This window comes from Agrobacterium sp. BT-220-3 (assembly GCF_025910175.1).
Classification (GTDB): Bacteria; Pseudomonadota; Alphaproteobacteria; order Rhizobiales; family Rhizobiaceae; genus Agrobacterium; species Agrobacterium oryzihabitans.
The window spans coordinates 1,044,844-1,065,082 of record NZ_JAPAIX010000001.1 but is presented as its reverse complement, the minus strand read 5'-3'; the positions used below and the strand labels follow the sequence as shown (position 1 = coordinate 1,065,082).

The 20,239-nt window shown below is 61.3% G+C and carries 17 protein-coding genes; 11 read left to right on the top strand and 6 right to left on the bottom strand.

Features of this window, described 5'->3' with window-relative positions; genetic code table 11:
• Positions 1-49: 49 nt before the first annotated feature.
• Positions 50-508, bottom strand: a complete 459-nt coding sequence (locus OK142_RS05460; protein WP_498681501.1) for a nucleoside deaminase — start codon at positions 506-508, stop codon at positions 50-52.
• Between the two features lie 71 nt (positions 509-579).
• Here OK142_RS05460 and OK142_RS05455 point away from each other — a divergent pair, with 71 nt between their 5' ends.
• The 3 genes from OK142_RS05455 (at position 580) to OK142_RS05445 (ending at position 4,176) form a co-directional block, all read left to right on the top strand.
• The gene (locus OK142_RS05455; RefSeq protein ID WP_498681499.1) at positions 580-2,562 is read left to right on the top strand and encodes a pseudouridine synthase; all 1,983 of its coding nucleotides are present in this window, start codon (positions 580-582) and stop codon (positions 2,560-2,562) included.
• Positions 2,543-3,100 (top strand): 16S rRNA (guanine(966)-N(2))-methyltransferase RsmD, encoded by a 558-nt coding sequence (gene rsmD / locus OK142_RS05450; protein ID WP_082183794.1) that lies wholly within the window; start codon positions 2,543-2,545, stop codon positions 3,098-3,100. The genes OK142_RS05455 and rsmD overlap by 20 nt, the downstream gene beginning before the upstream one ends.
• A gap of 149 nt (positions 3,101-3,249) precedes the next feature.
• Positions 3,250-4,176, top strand: a complete 927-nt coding sequence (locus OK142_RS05445) for a patatin-like phospholipase family protein (RefSeq protein WP_498681497.1) — start codon at positions 3,250-3,252, stop codon at positions 4,174-4,176.
• A 205-nt stretch (positions 4,177-4,381) separates the two neighbouring features.
• On the opposite strand, the gene OK142_RS05440 is transcribed toward OK142_RS05445, so the two are convergent.
• Positions 4,382-6,205: a monovalent cation:proton antiporter-2 (CPA2) family protein gene (locus tag OK142_RS05440; protein WP_498681495.1), complete on the bottom strand. Its 1,824-nt coding sequence runs from the start codon at positions 6,203-6,205 to the stop codon at positions 4,382-4,384.
• A 116-nt stretch (positions 6,206-6,321) separates the two neighbouring features.
• Here OK142_RS05440 and OK142_RS05435 point away from each other — a divergent pair, with 116 nt between their 5' ends.
• From OK142_RS05435 to lpxK, 6 genes are all read left to right on the top strand, one after another.
• Positions 6,322-7,668 carry a TldD/PmbA family protein gene (locus tag OK142_RS05435; protein ID WP_498681491.1) on the top strand — a complete coding sequence of 449 codons (1,347 nt, stop codon included), beginning with the start codon at positions 6,322-6,324 and terminating at the stop codon, positions 7,666-7,668.
• Positions 7,669-7,761: 93 nt separating this feature from the next.
• On the top strand, positions 7,762-8,568 hold the full coding sequence (locus tag OK142_RS05430; protein ID WP_035241665.1) for a 3'(2'),5'-bisphosphate nucleotidase CysQ: 807 nt from the start codon (positions 7,762-7,764) through the stop codon (positions 8,566-8,568).
• Positions 8,569-8,629: 61 nt separating this feature from the next.
• Positions 8,630-8,869 (top strand): DUF4170 domain-containing protein, encoded by a 240-nt coding sequence (locus OK142_RS05425; protein ID WP_003494094.1) that lies wholly within the window; start codon positions 8,630-8,632, stop codon positions 8,867-8,869.
• Positions 8,870-9,085: 216 nt separating this feature from the next.
• Positions 9,086-10,408 carry a lipid IV(A) 3-deoxy-D-manno-octulosonic acid transferase gene (gene waaA / locus OK142_RS05420; RefSeq protein ID WP_003494096.1) on the top strand — a complete coding sequence of 441 codons (1,323 nt, stop codon included), beginning with the start codon at positions 9,086-9,088 and terminating at the stop codon, positions 10,406-10,408.
• Entirely contained in the window at positions 10,402-11,139 is a 738-nt protein-coding gene (locus tag OK142_RS05415; protein WP_498681489.1) for an HAD family hydrolase, read from the top strand. Before waaA ends, OK142_RS05415 begins: the two co-directional genes overlap by 7 nt.
• A gap of 312 nt (positions 11,140-11,451) precedes the next feature.
• A complete protein-coding gene (lpxK, locus tag OK142_RS05410; protein ID WP_498681487.1) occupies positions 11,452-12,498 on the top strand; it encodes a tetraacyldisaccharide 4'-kinase in 1,047 nt (348 codons plus the stop codon).
• 232 nt (positions 12,499-12,730) lie between these two features.
• Here the strand turns inward: lpxK and OK142_RS05405 are convergent, their stop codons facing one another.
• Entirely contained in the window at positions 12,731-12,952 is a 222-nt protein-coding gene (locus tag OK142_RS05405) for a DUF2093 domain-containing protein (protein WP_003494102.1), read from the bottom strand.
• Positions 12,953-13,091: 139 nt separating this feature from the next.
• The gene (mutL, locus tag OK142_RS05400; protein ID WP_498681740.1) at positions 13,092-14,912 is read right to left on the bottom strand and encodes a DNA mismatch repair endonuclease MutL; all 1,821 of its coding nucleotides are present in this window, start codon (positions 14,910-14,912) and stop codon (positions 13,092-13,094) included.
• A 408-nt stretch (positions 14,913-15,320) separates the two neighbouring features.
• Between mutL and OK142_RS05395 the strand changes: the two genes are divergently transcribed.
• Both OK142_RS05395 and OK142_RS05390 read left to right on the top strand, forming a co-directional pair.
• Positions 15,321-16,940, top strand: coding sequence for a response regulator (locus tag OK142_RS05395; RefSeq protein WP_498681738.1), 1,620 nt, complete (start codon positions 15,321-15,323; stop codon positions 16,938-16,940).
• 176 nt (positions 16,941-17,116) lie between these two features.
• Entirely contained in the window at positions 17,117-18,469 is a 1,353-nt protein-coding gene (locus OK142_RS05390) for a putative bifunctional diguanylate cyclase/phosphodiesterase (RefSeq protein WP_003494108.1), read from the top strand.
• Positions 18,470-18,680: 211 nt separating this feature from the next.
• Here OK142_RS05390 and OK142_RS05385 read toward each other — a convergent pair whose 3' ends face one another.
• Both OK142_RS05385 and OK142_RS05380 read right to left on the bottom strand, forming a co-directional pair.
• Positions 18,681-19,568 (bottom strand): SMP-30/gluconolactonase/LRE family protein, encoded by an 888-nt coding sequence (locus OK142_RS05385; protein WP_498681484.1) that lies wholly within the window; start codon positions 19,566-19,568, stop codon positions 18,681-18,683.
• Between the two features lie 4 nt (positions 19,569-19,572).
• Positions 19,573-20,202, bottom strand: a complete 630-nt coding sequence (locus OK142_RS05380; RefSeq protein WP_216330809.1) for a 2-dehydro-3-deoxy-6-phosphogalactonate aldolase — start codon at positions 20,200-20,202, stop codon at positions 19,573-19,575.
• Positions 20,203-20,239: the final 37 nt, after the last annotated feature.

Here is a 20,239-nt window from a genome sequence, read left to right as displayed (position 1 = left end):
AATGACGGGCTGATGGTGGCCTGCGGGAAAGGTTTCTCCCGTCGGCCGCTCAATCGTCGAGACGTTTCTCGCGGAAAAATTGCCGCAGGATTTCCGCACTTTCGCTTTCCGCAAGTCCCGAATAAACATCCGGCGCATGGTGGCATGTCGGCTGGCTGAAGAAGCGCACACCACTATGCACCGCGCCGCCCTTGGGGTCTTCCGCGCCGTAATAAAGGCGGCGGATACGGGCGAATGAGATCGCCGCCGCGCACATGGTGCAGGGCTCAAGGGTTACATAGAGATCGGCGCCGGGCAGGCGTTCCTGTTCCAGCGCCTCGCAGGCCATGCGGATCACGGCGATTTCGGCGTGCGCCGTCACATCGTTCAATTCACGGGTGCGGTTGCCGGAACTGGCAATGACGCGGCCCTCCAGAACCAGTACCGCGCCGATCGGAACCTCCTGCCGCTCACCGGCGGCACGGGCTTCCGCCAGCGCCAGTTCCATGAAATGCGTCCTTTCGGCCATTGCGTTTCAATTTCCTCTTAACCCTTGTGCTTGGACCTGATAGGACAGCCCAAACAACAGGCAAACAGCAAATGACTTTTAAAGACAAGCCGAAGCGTGACGGCGGCAAGACAATTAGCCGCGACAAGAAGCCGAAAGGCCCCGGCAAGCCCGCCGCAGAGCGTGAAAACAAACCGGTGGAAGCAAGGGCTGCCACGGCGCAGGAAGCCGTCGTCGGCACCAAGCCAGAGCGCATCTCCAAGATCATGGCGCGTGCCGGTGTCGCTTCGCGACGCGATGTCGAGCGGATGATCATGGAAGGCCGCGTGTCGCTGAATGGCGTCAAGCTGGATAGCCCGGTGGTGAACGCCACGCTTTCGGACAAGATCGAAGTGGACGGCATGCCGATTCGCGGTGCCGAGCGCACGCGTCTGTGGCTCTACCACAAGCCCGCCGGTCTGGTGACGACCAATTCCGACCCGGAAGGCCGCCCGACCGTTTTCGACAATCTGCCGGGTGAATTGCCGCGCGTCCTGTCAATTGGTCGCCTCGACATCAATACCGAAGGCCTGCTGCTTCTGACCAATGATGGCGGTCTCTCCCGCGTGCTGGAACTGCCGACCACCGGCTGGCTGCGCCGTTACCGCGTGCGCGCCCATGGCGAGGTCGATCAGGCCGCACTCGACAAGCTGAAAGAGGGTATCGCCGTTGACGGCGTGCTGTATGGCGCGATCGACGCGACCCTTGACCGCACCCAGGGCCACAATGTCTGGATCACCATGGGTCTGCGCGAAGGCAAGAACCGCGAGATCAAGAACGTGCTCGGCGCGCTCGGCCTTGAGGTCAACCGCCTGATCCGTATCTCCTATGGCCCGTTCCAGCTCGGCGATCTCGCTGAGGGCAAGGTGCTTGAAGTGCGCGGCCGCATGCTGCGCGACCAGCTCGGCCCACGCCTCATCGAGCAGGCTGGCGCCAATTTCGACGCGCCGATCTACGATGCGCCGACGGTTGACGACGAAGAAGAAGCACCGGCAAAGCGCGCCAAGCCGGAATGGGCTAAGGGCGACGCGCCGGAAGGCAAGCCCCGTTTTGAAAAGACCGCCGGCAAGCCGGAAGACCGTCGCGAAAAGGCGCTTGGCCGGCTCGACACCAGGCGTGGCGACAAGCCTGCCGGCAAGTTCGGCTCCAAGCCCGCCGGGAAGTTCGGCGCAAAGGGCCGCAGCGAGGATGATGGCGAAGAGCGCCGCAGCCCCCGCCAGCCCGCCGGCACCAACCGCACCGCCAATGTGTGGATGGCGCCCGGCGCAAGGCCGACCCGTGACGGCAAGGAACGCAAGTCTTCCGCCCGTGCGGAAGCCGAAAGCCTGTTCAAGAAGCCATCTGCCCAGGCGGAGGCGCGCCGCAACGTCGTCAGGCATGCCGATGCCGAGGGCGAGTGGATTCGTTCGGATTCCCCCCGCGAAGAGGAAGGTGGTCGCGGACGCGGCGACCGTCCGCGTGGCGGCAAGAGCTTTGGCGATCGCGCGCCGCGCGGTGAAAAGACTTTTGGCGACAGGCCATTCCGCGACAAGCCGCGTGAGGATGGTGACCGCCCGCGCAGCGACCGCCCCCGTGGCGAGAAGAGCTTCGGCGACCGCACCGCGCGTGGCGGAAAGCCCTTCGGCGACCGGCCGTTCCGCGACAAGCCGCGTGAGGATGGTGATCGCCCGCGCAGCGACCGTCCGCGCGGCGAAAAGAGCTTCGGCGATCGCACCGCCCGTGGCGAAAAACCTTTCGGTGACCGGCCGTTCCGTGACAAGCCGCGTGAAGAGGGTGATCGCCCACGCAGCGATCGTCCGCGTGGCGAGCGACCTTTCGGGGATAAGCCCCGGGGCGCAAAACCGGGTGGCAGACCCGCATCGGGCAAGCCATCCTTTGGAAAACCGGGCGAGCGTGGCGAACGTTCGGGTTTTTCGGGCAAGGGTAAAGGCCCCGGCGGCAATGGCCCCGGCGGCGGCAAGCCGGGTGGCAAAGGCCCGGGTGGCAAACCTTCTGGAGGCAGGGGAATGACACGTAATGCGGATCGTAGGCGGTGAGTTCCGCGGCCGGACACTGGCCGCGCCGAAAACAAATTCCATTCGTCCGACAATCGACAGGACGCGGGAAAGCCTCTTCAACATATTGAGCCACGCCTATCCGGAAAGTCTGGATGGCACGCGCGTTCTGGACGTTTTTGCCGGAACGGGCGCGGTCGGTCTGGAGGCTTTGTCGCGCGGCTGTCGCGTGGCGCTCTTCGTCGAAAACGGCGTCGAGGGCAGGGGGCTTCTGTGGGAGAATATCGATGCGCTGGGGCTGCACGGGCGTGCCCGCATCCTGCGGCGTGACGCGACCAAGCTCGGCGGCGTCAACAATATCGAGCCTTTCGATCTTCTGTTTGCCGATCCGCCCTATGGCCATGGCCATGGCGAGAAGGCTTTCGCTGCTGCCCATGGTGGCGGCTGGCTGACACCCGGCGCGCTTGCCATTCTGGAAGAGCGCGGCGATGTCGCGGTCAATGTCGATGCAGCGTTCAAGCTGCTTGAAAGCCGCATCTTCGGCGACACGAAAATGCATTTCTACCGCTACGAGCCCTGACGGGAACACCTTCCCGTCACGCCACGGTCTTGTCTTGTTTGCCGAATAGGCAGAGCCTGCGTCCTGTCGACCTATACGGTCAGGCAGTGTCGCGGATATGCTATGCCGGCAGACAGGACCTGTGCGGGGAAAGAGTTTTGGGTATTCGCATGGAGCAGGGTGTAAACGAGAGCGTCACGATCGTCCGCGCCGGAGAAGATGTTCTCGAAGGCGGCGGCACGGGTGGCCAGGAACCGACATTCGGCGTGGCGCTCGGCGGCGGCGGTGCGCGCGGCATCTGCCACATCAACGTCATCGAGGCGCTGGACGAACTCGGCATCCGGCCGGTGGCGCTATCAGGCTCATCGATCGGTTCCATTATCGGTGCAGGCATGGCGGCCGGTATGACGGGCCGGGAAATCCGTGAATATACGCTCGAACTCATGGGGCGGAAGGGCTCGGTGGCCAACCGGCTCTGGAGCCTCGGCCCGGCATCGATGCGCCATGCGGTCGATGGTTTTCGCCTCGGGCAGTTCAATCTCGAACTCATTCTGCACGCACTGATGCCGCAGGCCCTGCCGAAGGATTTCTCGGAACTTGCCATTCCGCTCAAAGTGATCACCACGGACTATTACGCCCAAACCGAAGTGGTGGTGGAAACCGGCGAAATCATCCAGGCGCTGGCGGCGTCCGCCGCCATTCCGGCGCTGTTCATGCCGGTGCGTATCGATGGCCGCATCATGATCGATGGCGGCATCTTCAACCCCGTGCCCTATGAACATCTGCTGGATCAGGCCGATATCGTCATCGGCGTCGATGTCGTCGGCGGTCCCGAAGGCGACGGCACCACCATGCCGAACCGGCTGGACAGCCTGTTCGGCGCGAGCCAGCTGATGATGCAGGCGGCGATTGCCCTGAAACTGAGGTTACGTCCGCCGCACATTTTCCTGCGCCCGCCGGTGCACCGTTTCGGCGTGCTGGATTTCCTGAAGTCCGAGGAGGTGCTGAACGCATCCGCTGGCATCAAGGACGATCTGAAACGGCAGATCAACATGCAGGTGGAACTGTTTCACCGCGGGCAGGGCGTGGAGGCTTGAGCGCTACTCCCTGAATATTCACTATCGAGCGAGCGGGTGCCACTCGCTTCTTCTCCCCGCCGGGGAGAAGGTCGCGGCAGCGGAATGAGGGGGCGACGGTAGCGATATACGGAGAGCTTGCCCCCTCATCTGACCCTTCGGGCCATCTTCTCCCCGGCGGGGAGAAGAAACAAGCAGCGCGCTCCCTGCGCTAATGCCTGCCTCGTCACCTACAACGAACTTCCGTTTCCCCGTCTTCCTCTTCCTCGCGCTTCTCCGCCTTGTTCTTCGGCTTCATCAGCGGCTCAGGCTTCACTTCGCGCACCGGCTTGTTATGCAGCATCTGCCTGCCGGCGGCGAGACCTTCCACGGCCTGTAGCTGCAATCTCTCCTCGTCGCGCTCGCGTATGTCGTCGGAGATCGCCAGCGCCCTTTCGCCGTCCATGTCCAGCCCTTCCAGAATGCGCCTGCCGAACAGCAGACCCGATTCCAGCGTCTCGCGGATTTCATATTCCACGCCCTTTTTCCTGAGATCGAGAGAGTGCACGCGGTCATAGGAGCGGGCATAGATGCGCACGCTTGGAAATTCCGACTGGATCATGTCGATGATGCGGTCGGTGACTTCCTTCTTATGGGTGCAGACCGCCACCAGATCGGCCCGTTCGATGCCTGCCGCGATCAGCACATCCTTGCGGGTGCCATCGCCGAAAAAGATGCGGAAACCGAACCGTGCGGCCTGACGCACGCGATCGGCCGAACTGTCGATGACAGTCACATCCCGCCCGCCCGCCAGAAGGATTTGCGAGGCGATCTGGCCGAAGCGCGAAAAGCCGATCATCAGCACATCCGCGCCCGCCCCGTCGAAATCCTCGTCCAGAGTGTCTTCCTCGGCATCCTCCGCCGTCAGCCGGCGCGAAATCACGGCCAGTAGCGGCGTCAGCGCCATGGAAAGCGTCACCACGGCAACGAGGATCGAGGCGGTCGCCTGCGGAAACAGTCCGGAGGCAGCGGCCGTCGTGAACAGCACGAAACCGAATTCACCGCCCTGTGCCAGAAGCAGCGCGATACGGCTCGACGCATAACGGGACGAGCCGGCGATGCGGCACAGATTGTAGATGACGGCCGCCTTCACCGCCATCATCGCCGGCACGGCGATCAGGATGAGGACGATGTGCTCATAGACGATGTTGACATGCAGCGACATGCCGACCGCCATGAAGAAAAGCGCCAGAAGCAGCCCGCGAAACGGCTCTATATCGGCTTCCAGCTCGTGCCGGTAGGAGGATTCCGACAGCATCAGCCCAGCCAGCAGCGCGCCCATGCCCATGGAAAGCCCGACCGCCTCCATGATGGCGGCAGCACCGATGACGACGAAGAGGGCGGCGGCGATCATCACTTCCCGCGCACCCGTGCGGGCGATGATCTGGAACATCGGCGTCAAAAGGTAACGCCCGGCCAGCACCATGCCCGCCACCGCGACAACGGAGGCGACGAGATCGTAGGCCATCGAATCCGTCGGCACGTCCGGGCGATTGGACAGAATGGTGACGAGGGCGAGAAGCGGCACGATGGCGAGATCCTGAAACAGTAGGATCGAGAAGGAGCGGTTGCCATGCCGCGTGTTCATGTCGCCATCGTCTTCGAGAATTTGCAGCGCAAAGGCGGTGGAGGAGAGCGCAAGGCCGAAACCCGCAACAAGGCTGCCGCGCGCGTCGATCAGCCCGGCCCACCACGCGATCAATGCCAGGACGCTGCCCGTTACCAGCACCTGCGCCAGCCCAAGGCCCAGAATGTCGCGCCGCATCTGCCATATGCGCGACGGCTTGAGTTCCAGGCCGATGATGAAGAGCAGGAAAACGACGCCCAGTTCCGAGACATTGAAGATGTCCTTCGCGTCCGTGACGAGATGCAGGAATGGCCCGATGATGATGCCCGCCACCAGATAGCCGAGCACGGTGCCAAGCCCGAGTTTGCGGAAAACCGAGGCCGCGATGACCGCGCCGGCCAGAAGCAGCAATGGTTCGGAAAAGAGAGCGTCGTGCTCGGTCATGCGGGCGGACTTTCGAATATGGCGGCGATGGAGCCGCTCAGATGGAGAAAGCGGCGTTTCGCCCTTGATGCGGGGTGCCTGGCACAATAAATGGAACAGGAATGAAAGGCCAACTCATGTCCTCAGAAATAGATTCTTCCAAACTTCTCGATCGCGCCAGTGAACTTGTCGATCTTGCCCGTGCAGCCGGTGCGGATGAGGCGGATGCCGTTGTCGTCCGTTCACGCTCGCAATCGGTCGGCGTGCGGCTGGGCAAGGTGGAAAGCACCGAATCCTCCGAGAGCGACGATTTTTCGCTCCGCGTTTTCGTCGGACGGCGGGTGGCGAGTGTTTCGGCCAATCCCGGCTTCGATCTGAAGATGCTGGCGGAACGGGCAGTGGCCATGGCGAAGGTCTCTCCGGAAGACCCGTTTGCGTGTCTGGCAGACAGGGAACGGCTGGCGACATCCTACGACGATCTTGAGCTTTTCGATGCGACCGAGGTCTCGGCCGATCAGCTGCGCGAAGCGGCACTCGCCTCGGAAGAGGCGGCACTTGCCGTCAAGGGCGTCAGCAATTCCTCCGGCGCCGGCGCATCGAGCGGCATGGGCGGCCTCGTCCTCGTTACTTCGCACGGTTTTTCCGGCAGCTACATGGGCAGCCGTTTCAGCCGCTCCGTCAGCGTCATCGCTGGCGAAGGCACGAAGATGGAGCGCGACTACGATTTCGACAGTCGCCTTTATTACGCGGATCTGGATGCGGCCGAAGAGATCGGCCGTCGCGCCGGTGAAAAAGTCGTGCGGCGGGTCGGCCCGCGCCAGGTGGATACCGGCAGCAACATTACCGTGGTTTTCGATCCCCGCATCGCCCGCGGTTTCGTTGGTGCCATTGCCGGCGCGATCAACGGCGCTTCCGTCGCCCGCAAGACCAGCTTCCTGCGTGACAAGATGGGGCAGCAGGTTCTGAAAAAGGGCCTCCACCTCACCGATGACCCGCAGATCGTTCGCGGCCCGTCCTCTCGTCCCTTCGATGGAGAAGGTGTCAGGGGCGAGAAGATGACGATGATCGAGGATGGGGTGTTGAAACACTGGTTCCTCTCCACCTCGGCAGCGCGTGAACTCGGCCTTGAAACCAACGGCCGCGGCGTGCGCGGCGGAACCTCGGTATCGCCGGCCTCCACCAATCTCGCGCTGGAGCCGGGCGAACTATCTCCGGAAGAACTGTTGGCGCAGGTCGGAAGCGGTTTTTACGTCACCGAGCTGATCGGCCATGGCGCCAATATGATCACCGGTGAATATAGCTGTGGTGCAAGCGGCTTCTGGATCGAGAATGGCGAAAAGTCCTTCGCGGTCTCGGAGGTGACGATTGCCTCAAACCTGAAGGACATGTTCATGCGTGTCACGCCGGCGAACGATATCGACCGTAAATACGGCGTCGCTGCACCGACGCTCGCCATCGAAGGCATGACGATCGCGGGCAAGTGAGGCGACCCGCGGGTTGTTTTCGCCGGCACTTTGTGTGCAAGTGCGAAGAGAAAAACAGGCGCGCCGCCTGAGGCGCGCGGAAAATACGGCAAAATGAACGATATTGCAGAGGCCCGCTGGGCTTCCGATTTGAGGCTGGTCCTCGAGGCCGCGCGCAAGGCCGGCGAGACGGCGCTCGGTTTTTTCCGCAAGGATCCCGAGGTCTGGTGGAAAAATGGCGGTCTTTCGCCGGTGAGTGCGGCCGACTACGCCGCAAACGAAATTCTCGAAACCATCCTGCGATCCGCCCGGCCTGACTACGGCTGGCTGTCGGAAGAGACGGACGACGACACGGACAGGCTTGCCCGTTCCACCGTGTTCGTCGTCGACCCCATCGACGGAACCCGCGCCTTCATCGGCGGCAGGGACACCTGGTGCGTCAGCGTCGCGGTCGTGCATCAGGGGCGGCCGGTGGCGGCTGCCCTTGTCGCGCCGGCGCTCGCCGAGGAATTCACGGCACTGGAAGGCGGCGAAGCGCTGAAGAATGGGGAACCCATTTCCGCTGCCCGCGAAAATACCGGCACCTTTCATCTGGCTGCACCTGAAGATGTGATCGCGCATCTGCCGGACGAGGTTCGGGACGGCGTCAAGCGCATTCCGCATGTGCCGTCGCTCGCCTATCGGCTGGCCATGGTGGCGGATGGCCGCATTGATGGAACGCTCGTCAAGGCGAACTCGCACGAGTGGGATTTGGCCGCCGCCGACCTGATCCTCGAAAGGGCGGGCGGCCTTCTGGTCGGCCTTGATGGAAAACCTCTGATGTATAATCGCCGTGAGGTAAACCACCCCGCATTGTGCGCTGCAGCAGATTATGCGCTGCCTGCGCTTTTGAAAGCGTTTTCGCATCTGTCCGACGGTTGACGTTTGCCGGGAAATCCCGCAGATGAGGGGCTCTCTCAGAGCTTAAGAAAGAGATAAAGACATGACGGAATCTGGCAAACAGAAACAGCTGCTGCACCTGGTGTTCGGCGGCGAACTGGAAAACCTTCAGGATGTTCAGTTCCGGGATTTGAATGCGCTCGATATCGTCGGCATCTATCCTGACTATGCTTCTGCGCTGACCGCGTGGAAATCCAAGGCCCAGATGACGGTCGACAACGCTCATATGCGTTATTTTATCGTGCATATGCACCGTCTTCTCAATCCCGACGACAAAATTTGAGTACCTTTGCCCTTGCGTTGTAATACTATCGGGTGAAGGCGAGTTTTCCCGTGATTCCTGCCGAAGACGTGCAGGCCGGGATTTGGATTGCGAGAAAATGTGATCGCGCTTTCGTTTCCGATGACAAAAAATGACGCAATTTGAGAAGAAGTAGGCGGCGATAACAACAAAGAACAGGGGCAGGGCATTGAGCGGAATGATCAAGGGCAGAATGTCATGAGCAGCCGTCTCGCACGCTTCGCTCTTTCCGGTTACCGGATTGCCGGGATTGCCGCCTATCCCTTTGCCCGTCCCTATCTTTCCTATCGGGCGGCAAAGGGCAAGGAAGACAAGCGCCGTCGCCTCGAACGCTTCGGTTATGCCAGTGCCGAGCGCCCGCGCGGGCCGCTCGTCTGGTTCCATGCCGCAAGCGTCGGCGAGACGCTCGCTCTCATTCCGCTGATCCGCGAGATACGCAAGCGCGACATCTACGTGCTCCTGACCACCGGTACCGTGACCTCGGCCGAGCTGACCCGCACCCGGCTTGGCGATGATGTCATCCACCAATATGTGCCGCTGGACATCAAGATCGCGGTCAATCGTTTCCTCGCCTATTGGGCGCCGGATGCCGCCATCACCGCTGAATCGGAAATCTGGCCGGTGACGATGATGGAGCTGGAGCGCCGGCACATTCCCCAGATCAGGGTCAATGCGCGCCTGTCCGACCGTTCCTTCGATCGCTGGAACAACCGGCACGATATTGCGGAATCGCTGTTTTCCAAGCTTGCCCTCGTTGTCGCGCAATCCGATCTCGATGCCGAACGCTTCCGCGATCTCGGCTCCTGGCCGGTGGTCATTTCCGGCAACCTCAAGGGTGATACCGATCCGCCACCCTGCGACGAGGCTCTACTCGAGCACTATCGCAAGCAGGTCGGAACCCGCAAGACATGGGCGGCGATCTCCACCTTCGACGGTGAAGAGAAGGCAGCCGCCACCGTGCATGCGGCGATCAAGTCGCGCAATGGTCAATTGACCATCATCGTGCCGCGCCACCCCGAGCGGGGCGACGATGTGGAAGCCATGCTGAAGACCATGGGGCTGACTGTAGCCCGCCGAAGCCGCAACGACGTCATCACGCCGGAAACCGATATTTTCCTTGGCGATTCCATCGGTGAAATGGGGCTTTACCTGCGGCTGACCGAACTTGCCTTTGTCGGCCGCTCGCTGACGGCTGAGGGCGGCCAGAACCCGCTGGAGCCGGCGATGCTCGGCTGCGCGGTATTATCCGGCGCGCATGTGCAGAATTTCCGTGAGGCCTATCAGAAACTGATCCGTGCCGGCGGTGGGCGCATCATCCGCGATGTCGAGATGCTGGCCAAGGCGGTGCATTATCTGCTGGTCAACGACAATGAGCGTTACAAGATGATCGATGCCGGCAACCGGGTCATTCAGGATATGCGCGGCGCGCTTTCCTCCACCGTCAAGGCGCTGGAACCCTATATCAACCCGCTCACCGTTACCGCCAAGCTGCAACCTCGGAGCGCCATCGGTTCATGGTAGCGGATATCGAACGTGATGTGACGCAGTCGATCGCGGCCGTCCTTTTCGACAAGGACGGCACGCTTCTGGGCTATGACGCAAGCTGGGGACCAGTGAACCGCGAGCTTGCGGCGATCGCGGCCAAGGGTGATCCCGTTCTTGCAGACCAGCTGCTCGCCGCCTGCGGCATGGACCCCGTCACCGGCCATGTGGTGCCCGACAGCCTGCTGGCCGCCGGCAATACGGCGGAAATCGCCGCCGGTCTGGTCGCGGCCGGTTCGCCCTGCGATGTCGGCGAATTGACTGCGCGGCTCGATCGGCTTTTCACTGAGGCAGCGGATAAATCCGTGCCCGTCACCGACCTCAAGGCATTTTTCGCAAGGCTGAGGGCACGCGGCTACAAGCTCGGCATCGCCTCCAGCGACAATGAAAACTCCATTCGCCAGACGGCCATTCGCTTCGGTTTCGAAAGCGATATCGATTTCGTCGCGGGTTATGACAGCGGTTATGGCACCAAGCCGCAACCCGGCATGGTTCTCGGTTTCTGCGAGGCGGTTGGGTTCCCGCCGGAGCGGGTGGCGGTGGTCGGCGACAATAATCACGATCTGCATATGGCAAGGAATGCCGGCGCGGGATTGCGCATCGCGGTTCTGACGGGCACGGGATCACGCGAAAGCCTGGGCGCCGATGCGCATTATTGTTTCGATGACATTACGGCACTTGAAGCACTGCTGCCGGAACGGGTTGCTTAGGACGATAAGGTCCATTTTCCGTCATTCCGGCCTTGAGCCGGAATCCAGCCAGCCCAAGTCCTTGGGCTGAAAGGAGACCTTCCCACCGCGCAGACGCGCGTCGACTGGATTCCGGCACAAGGCCGGAAAGACGGAGAGTGGGTGTCCCCAGCGCACAGACATGTCGAGTAAAGCACCGCAAGCCGGTGTCGGGACAGACAAGGGAAACCCACTCAGTCCATTTTTGCAATTTACGGTTTTTTCTGGCAAACAACCTCCGGACATGACATCCGAACGGAATGCCGCGGACGACGCGGCCGGGAGCGGGCATATATGGTTTCTGAAGCGCCGCCCTTCTGGTGGCAGGAAGCAGGCTGGCAGGCCTGGCTGTTATCACCTTTTTCCCTTCTATACGGCAATATTGCCGGCCGGCGGATGCGTACGGCAAAACGGGCGAGCGTTCCCGTTCCGGTCATCTGCATCGGCAACTTCACCGTGGGCGGTGCTGGAAAGACGCCGACAGCGATGACAATCGCCAGAGCCGCCGTCGCAAAGGGCTTGAAACCCGGCTTCCTAAGCCGTGGTTATGGCGGCACGCTTGATGTCACCACCCTTGTCGATCCCGCGCAGCACCGTTCCGCCGATGTCGGCGATGAACCGCTGCTGCTTGCACGCGAGGCGGTGACCGTCATTTCCCGCAAGCGGGTGGAAGGCGCGCACCGGCTGGTGAAGGAGGGCGTGGACCTCATCATCATGGATGACGGTTTCCAGAGCGCCCGCCTGACGCTGGATTATGCGCTCGTCGTCATCGACACGGTGCGCGGCATCGGTAATGGCCATCTCGTGCCGGGCGGTCCGGTCCGGGCGCCGCTTGCCGAGCAGATGCGGCATATGACGGGACTTCTGAAGGTCGGTAACGGCCATGCGGCCGATCCGCTGGTGAGAATGGCGGCAAAGGCCGCAAAACCGGTTTTCGTAGCCGCAATCACGCCGCAGGAGCCGCAGGATTTCAGGGGAAGGCGCGTGCTGGCCTATGCGGGCATCGCCGATCCGGCCAAATTCTTCAGAACCGTCGAGGCTGTGGGCGGCGAGATCGTGGAGCGGCGCTCCTTTCCCGACCATCACCATTTCAGCGACGACGAGATCGCCGATCTTCTGCAGGACGCCGGCAAGCAAAATTTGCAGCTGGTGACGACGGCCAAGGACGCCATACGCCTCAACGGTCACCATGGCCGGGCGGAAGAATTGCTGTGGAACAGCGTGGTGATCGAGATCGACATGGTGTTCGACGATCCCAATGCGGCTGGAACGATCATCGAGACGGCGGTGGTGAACTGCCGCGCCCGCCTGCTGCGGGAACATGCGCGGCCGTCAATTTAGAGTACCTAAGAAGATAAACCGCCGTGCACCTACTTCTCCTCATTCCTGTGCTTGTCACAGGAATCCAGCCGACGCGCGTCTGCGCGGCGGGAATAGTCCTCTCAGCCCAAGGACTTGGGCTGGCTGGATCCCTGTGACAAGCACAGGGATGAGGGTGGAGAGTTGAGCAGTCTCAGCGTGAAAAGAAGCGTTCTCACGCATGGCTCTTTATGGGCGTGCTTCCGCGCCCTTATCACGCGGGCAAATTACCCGCCTTCTTTTCGGCTTCCAGCGAAGCCGCCGCATCCACATAGGCTTCCTGCCGCGCCACGCTCCAGTAGCGGAGCTCATCGAGCGGAATGGTCTTGCCGGTGATGGCGCAGGCAACATGCGAGCCGGTCTGCACGATCCGGAAGTCACCGTCGAGATATTCGATGACGGCGAGACGGTTTCCGCCTCCTTCAAATCTGTTCATCCGTTTTCGTCTCCTGCTATGTCCTGTCAGTGCATCCAGCCCGAAACGGCGCAGCGTTCTCCTGAACAATCCGGATGCTCCAGTCCCTTGAATTTATATCTCTCGACGCGGCCCAAGGCCAGCCCGCCGGGTAACGAGATCAGCTTCGGCCGAAGAGACGTTCTATATCGGAAAGTTTGAGCTCGATATAGGTCGGGCGGCCGTGATTGCACTGTCCGGAACCCGGTGTGTTTTCCATCTGCCGCAAAAGCGCGTTCATCTCCTCCGGCCGCATGCGCCGGCCGGAACGCACCGAACCGTGGCAGGCCATGGTGGCGGCGACATATTCTAGCTTGTTGGCAAGCGTGGAGGCGGCGTCCCATTCGGCAATCTCGTCGGCAAGCTGGCGCACCAGCCCCTGCACATTGACTTCGCCCAGCATGGCGGGCGTTTCCCGGACGGCGACCGCGCCCGGCCCGAAACGCTCGATGACGAGGCCCAGCGCATCGAAACCGGCGGCATGATCCATCAGCCGGTCGCAATCCTCTTCCGGCAGGTCGATGATCTCGGGGATGAGCAGCACCTGTGAAGGCGGTCGTCTGGAATGCAGCGCGTTGCGCATTTCCTCAAATACCAGCCGCTCATGTGCTGCGTGCTGGTCGACGATGACGAGACCGTCTTCCGTCTGCGCCACGATGTAGTTCTGGTGCAGCTGCGCCCGTGCCGCACCCAGCGGATAAAGCACCGGTTCTGGTGAGGGGCTTGCGGCGGTCTCGTAAGTCTCCCGCGGCTCGGCCCGCGCCGTCGGCATGGTGATGTCGGAAAAGCGCGACTGCACGGCCTCCGAAAATTGCGTTCCGCTGGAAACGGCAAGCGGCCGGGAAGGAGAAGTCGCGGCGGACCATGTCGCGGACGGAGAGGGCCGGAGATTGGACGGGCTGTAACCCGGGCGGAAGGCGCTCATCATCTGGCTCGCACCCGTCGTTGCCGCCCTGTCGCCGTCGCGCGTCAGCGCCTGGCGGATCGCGCCGACGATCAGCCCGCGAATAAGGCCGGGATCACGGAAGCGCACGTCGGATTTCGCCGGATGCACGTTCACATCCACAAAGGCGGGGTCGAGCGTCAGGGACAGCACCGCAACGGGATATCGCCCATGCGGCACGGTTTCGGCATAGGCGCCGCGAATGGCGGATAAAAGCAGCTTGTCCTGCACCGGACGGCCGTTGACGAAGACATATTGATGCGCCGAGTTACCGCGATTGAAGGTCGGCACGCCGGCAAAACCGGTCAGCGTCACATCCTCGCGCCCGGCATCGATCTCGATGGCGTTGTCCTTGAATTCCGCACCCAGAATCTGCGCCATGCGGGCGAGGTGGTCATCGCCGGTCGAGGGGATTTCGAGCGTGGAACGGTCGGTGCCTGACAACACGAAGCGGATATGCGGAAAGGCGATCGCCATACGCTTGACGACCTCGGTGATGGCGGCCGCCTCGGCGCGTTCCGTCTTCAGGAATTTCAGCCGCGCAGGCGTGGCGAAGAACAGGTCGCGCACCTCGACGATGGTGCCGGCATTCGAGGCGGCAGGCCGCACGTCCGAGACCTTGCCGCCCGTCACCGAAATCACCGACCCCTGTTCCGCGCCCTGTTGGCGGCTGATGATCGACAGCTTGGCGACCGAGCCGATGGAGGGCAGGGCCTCCCCGCGAAAGCCGAGCGTGCGGATATCATCCAGCGTATTGGATATTTTCGAGGTGCAATGACGCCGGACCGCAAGCTCGAGATCGGCAGGTGACATGCCGGAGCCGTTGTCGGTGATGCGCACCAGCCCCTTGCCGCCGCCTGCCGTGGCGATCTCGATCCGCGTTGCGCCGGCGTCGATGGCGTTTTCCACCAGTTCCTTCGTGGCGCTGGAGGGTCTTTCGATGACCTCGCCGGCGGCGATCTGGTTGATGAGGGTTTCTGAAAGCTGCTTGATGGCCATGATCGTCATTTTCGCGGATTCGTCACCGCTTCGAAAGCAAAAAACTCCGACGACGAGAGTTTGCACATGTTTTCCGGCCCGTTCGGCATTTAATCATTTCCGTCAACGCCGGGTTAAGCGTTAATCCGACTTTAATCGCCCCTGGTTATGGTGAGGCGGCTTGAAATGACCGCAGGAACGAGGCCCCCCTTTCGGGTGGTGTGTGACGTCGACTATGGGTGAGCGTCATCATCTCCTCAAGACTGCTTCAAGTGGCGAACCCTGATGTCTCTTTTTCGGAATGTGTCGTTTCATCCCGGCATCCGCCTCGGACGATTCCAATAGAAACATAAGCCTGACCCCTTAAAAACAGGCGGGAGTTTGCAGTTGAGTGATTTGGCGTCCTCTGGCGCGGGCGTTCATACGGTGATGCTTGATGCCCTTTGCGACGCGCTTGGCGCGGCGATCGTCGTTTACGACCGTAATGATCACATTATTTTCGCAAGCCGGAAGCTGTTAAGTTTTTTTCAGCTCGAAGAGGGCGTTGTCGGACCGGGCGCGCGGCTGCGCGACTATCTGAGTGCGCTTTACGATTGTTATCTTCAGGAAACGGAAAGTCTGGCAGCCAATGCCCGCCAGCTCGGGCGGGACGAATGGATCGGCGAGCGTCTGGCGCTGCACTGGAAGGAACGGGCGGAAAAGACCGAGCGGCTGAAGGGGGAACGCTTCCTGCGTTTCGTCATGAACCGCCTGCCTTCTGGTCTCGGCATCAGTGTCGTTGCCGATATTTCCGAACAGAAGAAAAGAGAAGAGCAGTGGCGCATCGATCTTGAGCGCGTCCAGCTGATCGAGGATATTCTCGACAATCTGCCGTTTCCGGTTTTCGTTAAGGATCGGAACATGGCCTATGCCGCAATCAACAAATCCGCCTGCGCCATGGTCGAGACCAGTGCCGAAGCCATTCTCGGAAGAACCGTTTTCGATCTCCATTCGCGCAAGGTCGCAGGCCGCATCGACGCTGCCGATCGCATGGTGCTGGACACCGGCACGCCGAGCGTCATTCCCGAAAGGGTGAGACGCCTGAATGGCGAAGAGGTGCTGACGATCACGCGCAAGCAGCGTGTTGGGCGTTCGGGCCGATATTTCCTCGTGACGACGATGGAGGATGTGACGGCACTTGCCACTATCGATGCGAACGGCATGCCCGTCATTCCTTCGCTCGAACACGTTGCTTTCGTCGCCTCCACCTACGGCAAGGATGATGAACGCGATGCCAGAAGCGGCCTGCTGAAGAGCAAGGCGGTGCTGGTCGTATCCGAAAACGGTCGTTTTGGAGACGTTGCCGGTCGAAGGCTGACCGCAGGCGGCATGGATTGTGCCGTCGTGACGAGCGAGGAAGAACAGCGCAGTTTCATCGACATTGCCGCCTCTGCGGGCGTCGGCATCGATGTCGTTGTCGTCGATGCGCAGATGAGCGTCGCATGCCTTGATATTGCGGAAGCCCATGGCCTGCCCGTCGTCACCATTGAGGAAGACGAGATTGATGCGTCCCTGCTGCATTATCTTGCCGTTGGCCTCAGCTCTTCTCCCAGAGAAAAATCCTCTGAAGAAGATTGGGAGATCATGACCGAGGACCTGCCCAAAATCCTCAAGACCGGCGGCGTCTGCGAGATACTTCTCGTCGAGGACAACAGGGTCAACCAGATCGTCTTCTCGCAGATTCTCGAAGGCCTGGGGCTGTCTTACCGGCTCGCCACCTCAGGCGAAGAGGCGCTGCGTCTTTTTGCGGAACAGGCGCCCTCCGTCGTCCTGCTGGATACGACACTTGCCGATATCGACGGTTTCGAGGTTGCCCGCCGCATGCGCGAGCTCGCCGGTGACGATCGCATTCCCATTGTCGGCGTCATCACCCATGCATTCGAGGGTGATCTAGACAAATGCCTGGCGTCGGGCATGGACGACATGCTGCTGAAACCCGTCAGTCCCGATATGGTCGAGGCTGTTTTCCTGCGCCTTTTCGGCAAGGATACCCTGCGACTGCAAGCCTGAAATTCAGCCGCCACGGTGAACACACAGCACATTTTTTGCCGCTGCTCGGGTCTTTTTGAGGCAAGCCGTGGATTTGCCGGAAAACGCCGCCGCTTTTTCGGTTCGCGGCTCTATGGCTTTTTTAATACTTGCCCTGCATTGTGAGCGCGATCACACAGGATTCACGAGATGCAGGAATGAAACGGCCAGAGCCGCAGACGTTGCAGGTCAGCCAGAACGAGCTGCAAGCGATGGCTTACAGCGATCCTTTGACGGGGCTCGGCAACAGATACCGTCTGCGAGACAAGATTCGCATGCTCGCGAGCGAACGCTCCAGCGATCCCGCACCCTTCACGGTCGGCATCGCGAATATAGACGGCTTCAAACCCATCAACGATCTTTTCGGCGTGCAGGCGGGCGACGAGATCTTGTGCCAGGTGGCGCATCGCCTGAAGGCCTGCATTCCCGATGGCGCGGTCGTGACGCGCCATGACGGCGATGAATTCGCTTTCGTGCTGCCGCTGGTCTTCGAGCGCACCGGTGCCGAGCGCATCGGCAACATGATCAAGGACGTGCTCTCCGCCCCTTACGATCTCGGCGATCGCAACGTCCGGCTTTCCTCTTCTTTCGGTTTTGCCATCTACCCTTTTGCCGGCGATGATTTCGAGGATCTGCTGAAAAGCGCCGAGACAGCGCTTTACCGGTCCAAACGGCGCGGCCGCGGCCAGATAACGGTCTATTCGCGCGAGATAGCTCAGGAGATGAAGCGCGCCACCCAGCTGGAACAGGCTCTGCGAAACGCCATCATCACCGATGCGATCGATGTGCATTTCCAGCCCATCGTCAGGCTGGAAGAGGCGAAAGTCATCGGTTTCGAGGCCCTTGCCCGCTGGAACGACCCTGATCTCGGCTTCGTATCGCCCGCCGTTTTTGTGCCGCTGGCTGAAGAAAGAGGTTTTATCGACGCTCTTTCGGAAGCCCTGCTCAGGAAGGCGGCGGAAGCAGCCCTGTTCTGGCCGCGCGAGCTTTTCTTGTCCTTCAACCTGTCCTCCGCGCAGCTGATGGACCCTGGCACGGCGGACAATATTCTCTCTATCCTGTCGCGTGTCGGTCTCGACCCGCACCGGCTGGAGCTTGAAATCACCGAAACGGCGGTGATGACATCCGCCGATACCGCGCAGCGCATCATCAGCGAGTTGCAGAGCGCGGGTGTGCGCATTTCCCTCGACGATTTCGGTACGGGCCAGTCAAGCCTCGGCCGTCTGCGCGATTTCACCTTCGACAAGGTCAAGATCGACCGCGCTTTCGTCTCCCGCATCAGCAGCGACCGCCCTTCGGAGCACATCATCAAGGCCATTGTCGCCATGTGCGAAGGTCTCGATCTCGAAGTGGTGGCGGAGGGTATCGAGGAACGGGCGGAAGAAGAAAAGCTGCGTGCACTCGGCTGCGCCATGGGCCAGGGCTATTTTTACGGCCGCCCCGCCGATGCCGCCGCAACCCAGCGTTACCTGCACGAGAATTACCGCGAGATCCTGTCGGATATTCCCTGAAAGGGCGGCGGCCTGGCTGCGACGTTCTTTGGTATATCAGTCTAAGGTTTATGTGTGGGTGCATCCCCACAGCCCTCATTCCTGTGCTTGTCACAGGAATCCAGCCGACGCGCGTCCGCGCGGCGGGAAGAGTCTTTTCAGCCCAAAGACTTGGGCTGGCTAGATTCCTGTGACAGGCACAGGAATGAGGAGAAGACTGCTGGGCCAAACCCTACAGCTTATAGAGCGGCTCGAACCGGCCTTTCACCTCAATCCCAAGCTCGAATGTCTTTCCGTGCTGCGGGTTGGCGGCAATGGCGTCGTCGTCGAGATTTTCGCGGGCGGATGTGACGAGAAGACGGGACGCATCGGGGCCGATGAAGGCCGGGCAGGTGGTTTGTCCCGCCGGCACCAGATAGCGTTCGATATGCTTGCCATTGGCATCGTAACGATCGACCGCCCCCATGCCCCAGCGGGCGTTCCAGATATGACCTTCCGCATCGCAGACCGAGCCGTCTATGCCGCCATCGATACCGGCGGAATCGACCAGCACCTCGGCCTTACCGGAGGGAAGGCCTGTCTCGGCATCAAGAGGCACCTTCATCAGTTTATTCACCTTGGTGTCGACGTAGTATCCGGTCGCGCCGTCAGGTGAAAAGCAGATGGAATTCGGAATGCTGACTTCAGCAAACAGCTTGGTGACGGTCCCTTTGGCGACGTGGTAGATGCTGCCCGCGCCGGTTTCCGCTTTCCGGCCCATCGTGCCGATCCAGAGCGCGCCCGAGGGATGCATGCGCCCATCATTGGAGCGGTTGCCGGGCATGTCCTTTTCCAGTTCCGCATGCAGCGTCAGCACACCGGTCGCCGTGTCACGCAGGAAAAGGCCGTCATCGGATGCGATCAATTGCTTGCTGTCGCTGATCTTGGCCAATGCGCTACCCATGAAAGGCAGGGCATAGACAGTTTTGCGGCCGGAAGCGAAATGCAGCTCATGCAGCTCCCGTTCGACAATATTGAACCACCAGGCGGTGCCGGTCGTCGCGTCGAAGGTCGGGCCTTCGCCAAGCGTCATCGGCGTCTCGTCCAGAACCTGTCCGGCAAAGGGAAAAACGGTTGCCAAGCTCTTATCCTCCGATTGCGGCGTCATAGGCAGAAAGCGTGACGGTGGCACGTTCCCGAACCTCCGCCGCCGTCATGCCGGGCTTGTAGAGGCTTGTTCCAAGCCCGAAGGCAAGGATGCCGGCCTTGGTATATTCGGCGAAATTCTTGTCCGACACGCCACCGACGGCGGCGATGACCAGATCCTTCGGCAGGATTGTCCTGATGGCATTGATACCGGCGGGGCCGATGATGCTGGCGGGGAAGAACTTCAGCCCCGTCGCCCCGGCCTTTGCGGCAACCAGCGCCTCGGTGGGGGTAAGAACGCCCGGCATCGTCACCATGCCCTTGACGCGCGCGGCGACAATCACATCCGCATCGGCGTTGGGGCTGACCATCAGCTTGCCGCCGGCCGCATCCAGCGATTCCACGTCTTCCACGCTCAGCACGGTGCCCGCGCCAATCAGGCAATCGGCGGGCGCCATCTTCGCGGCGATCTCGATCGAACGGAACGGATCGGGGGAGTTGAGCGGGATCTCGATGGCGCGGAAGCCGGTCTCGATCAGCGCGCCGACGACGCCTTCGGTTTCCTCGGGTTTCAGACCGCGCAGAATGGCGATCAGCGGATATTTTATGGAAGGGAAGGGGATACGCATGGTGTTTCTTTCGTCCTGAAGCGGAATGGCGACAAGT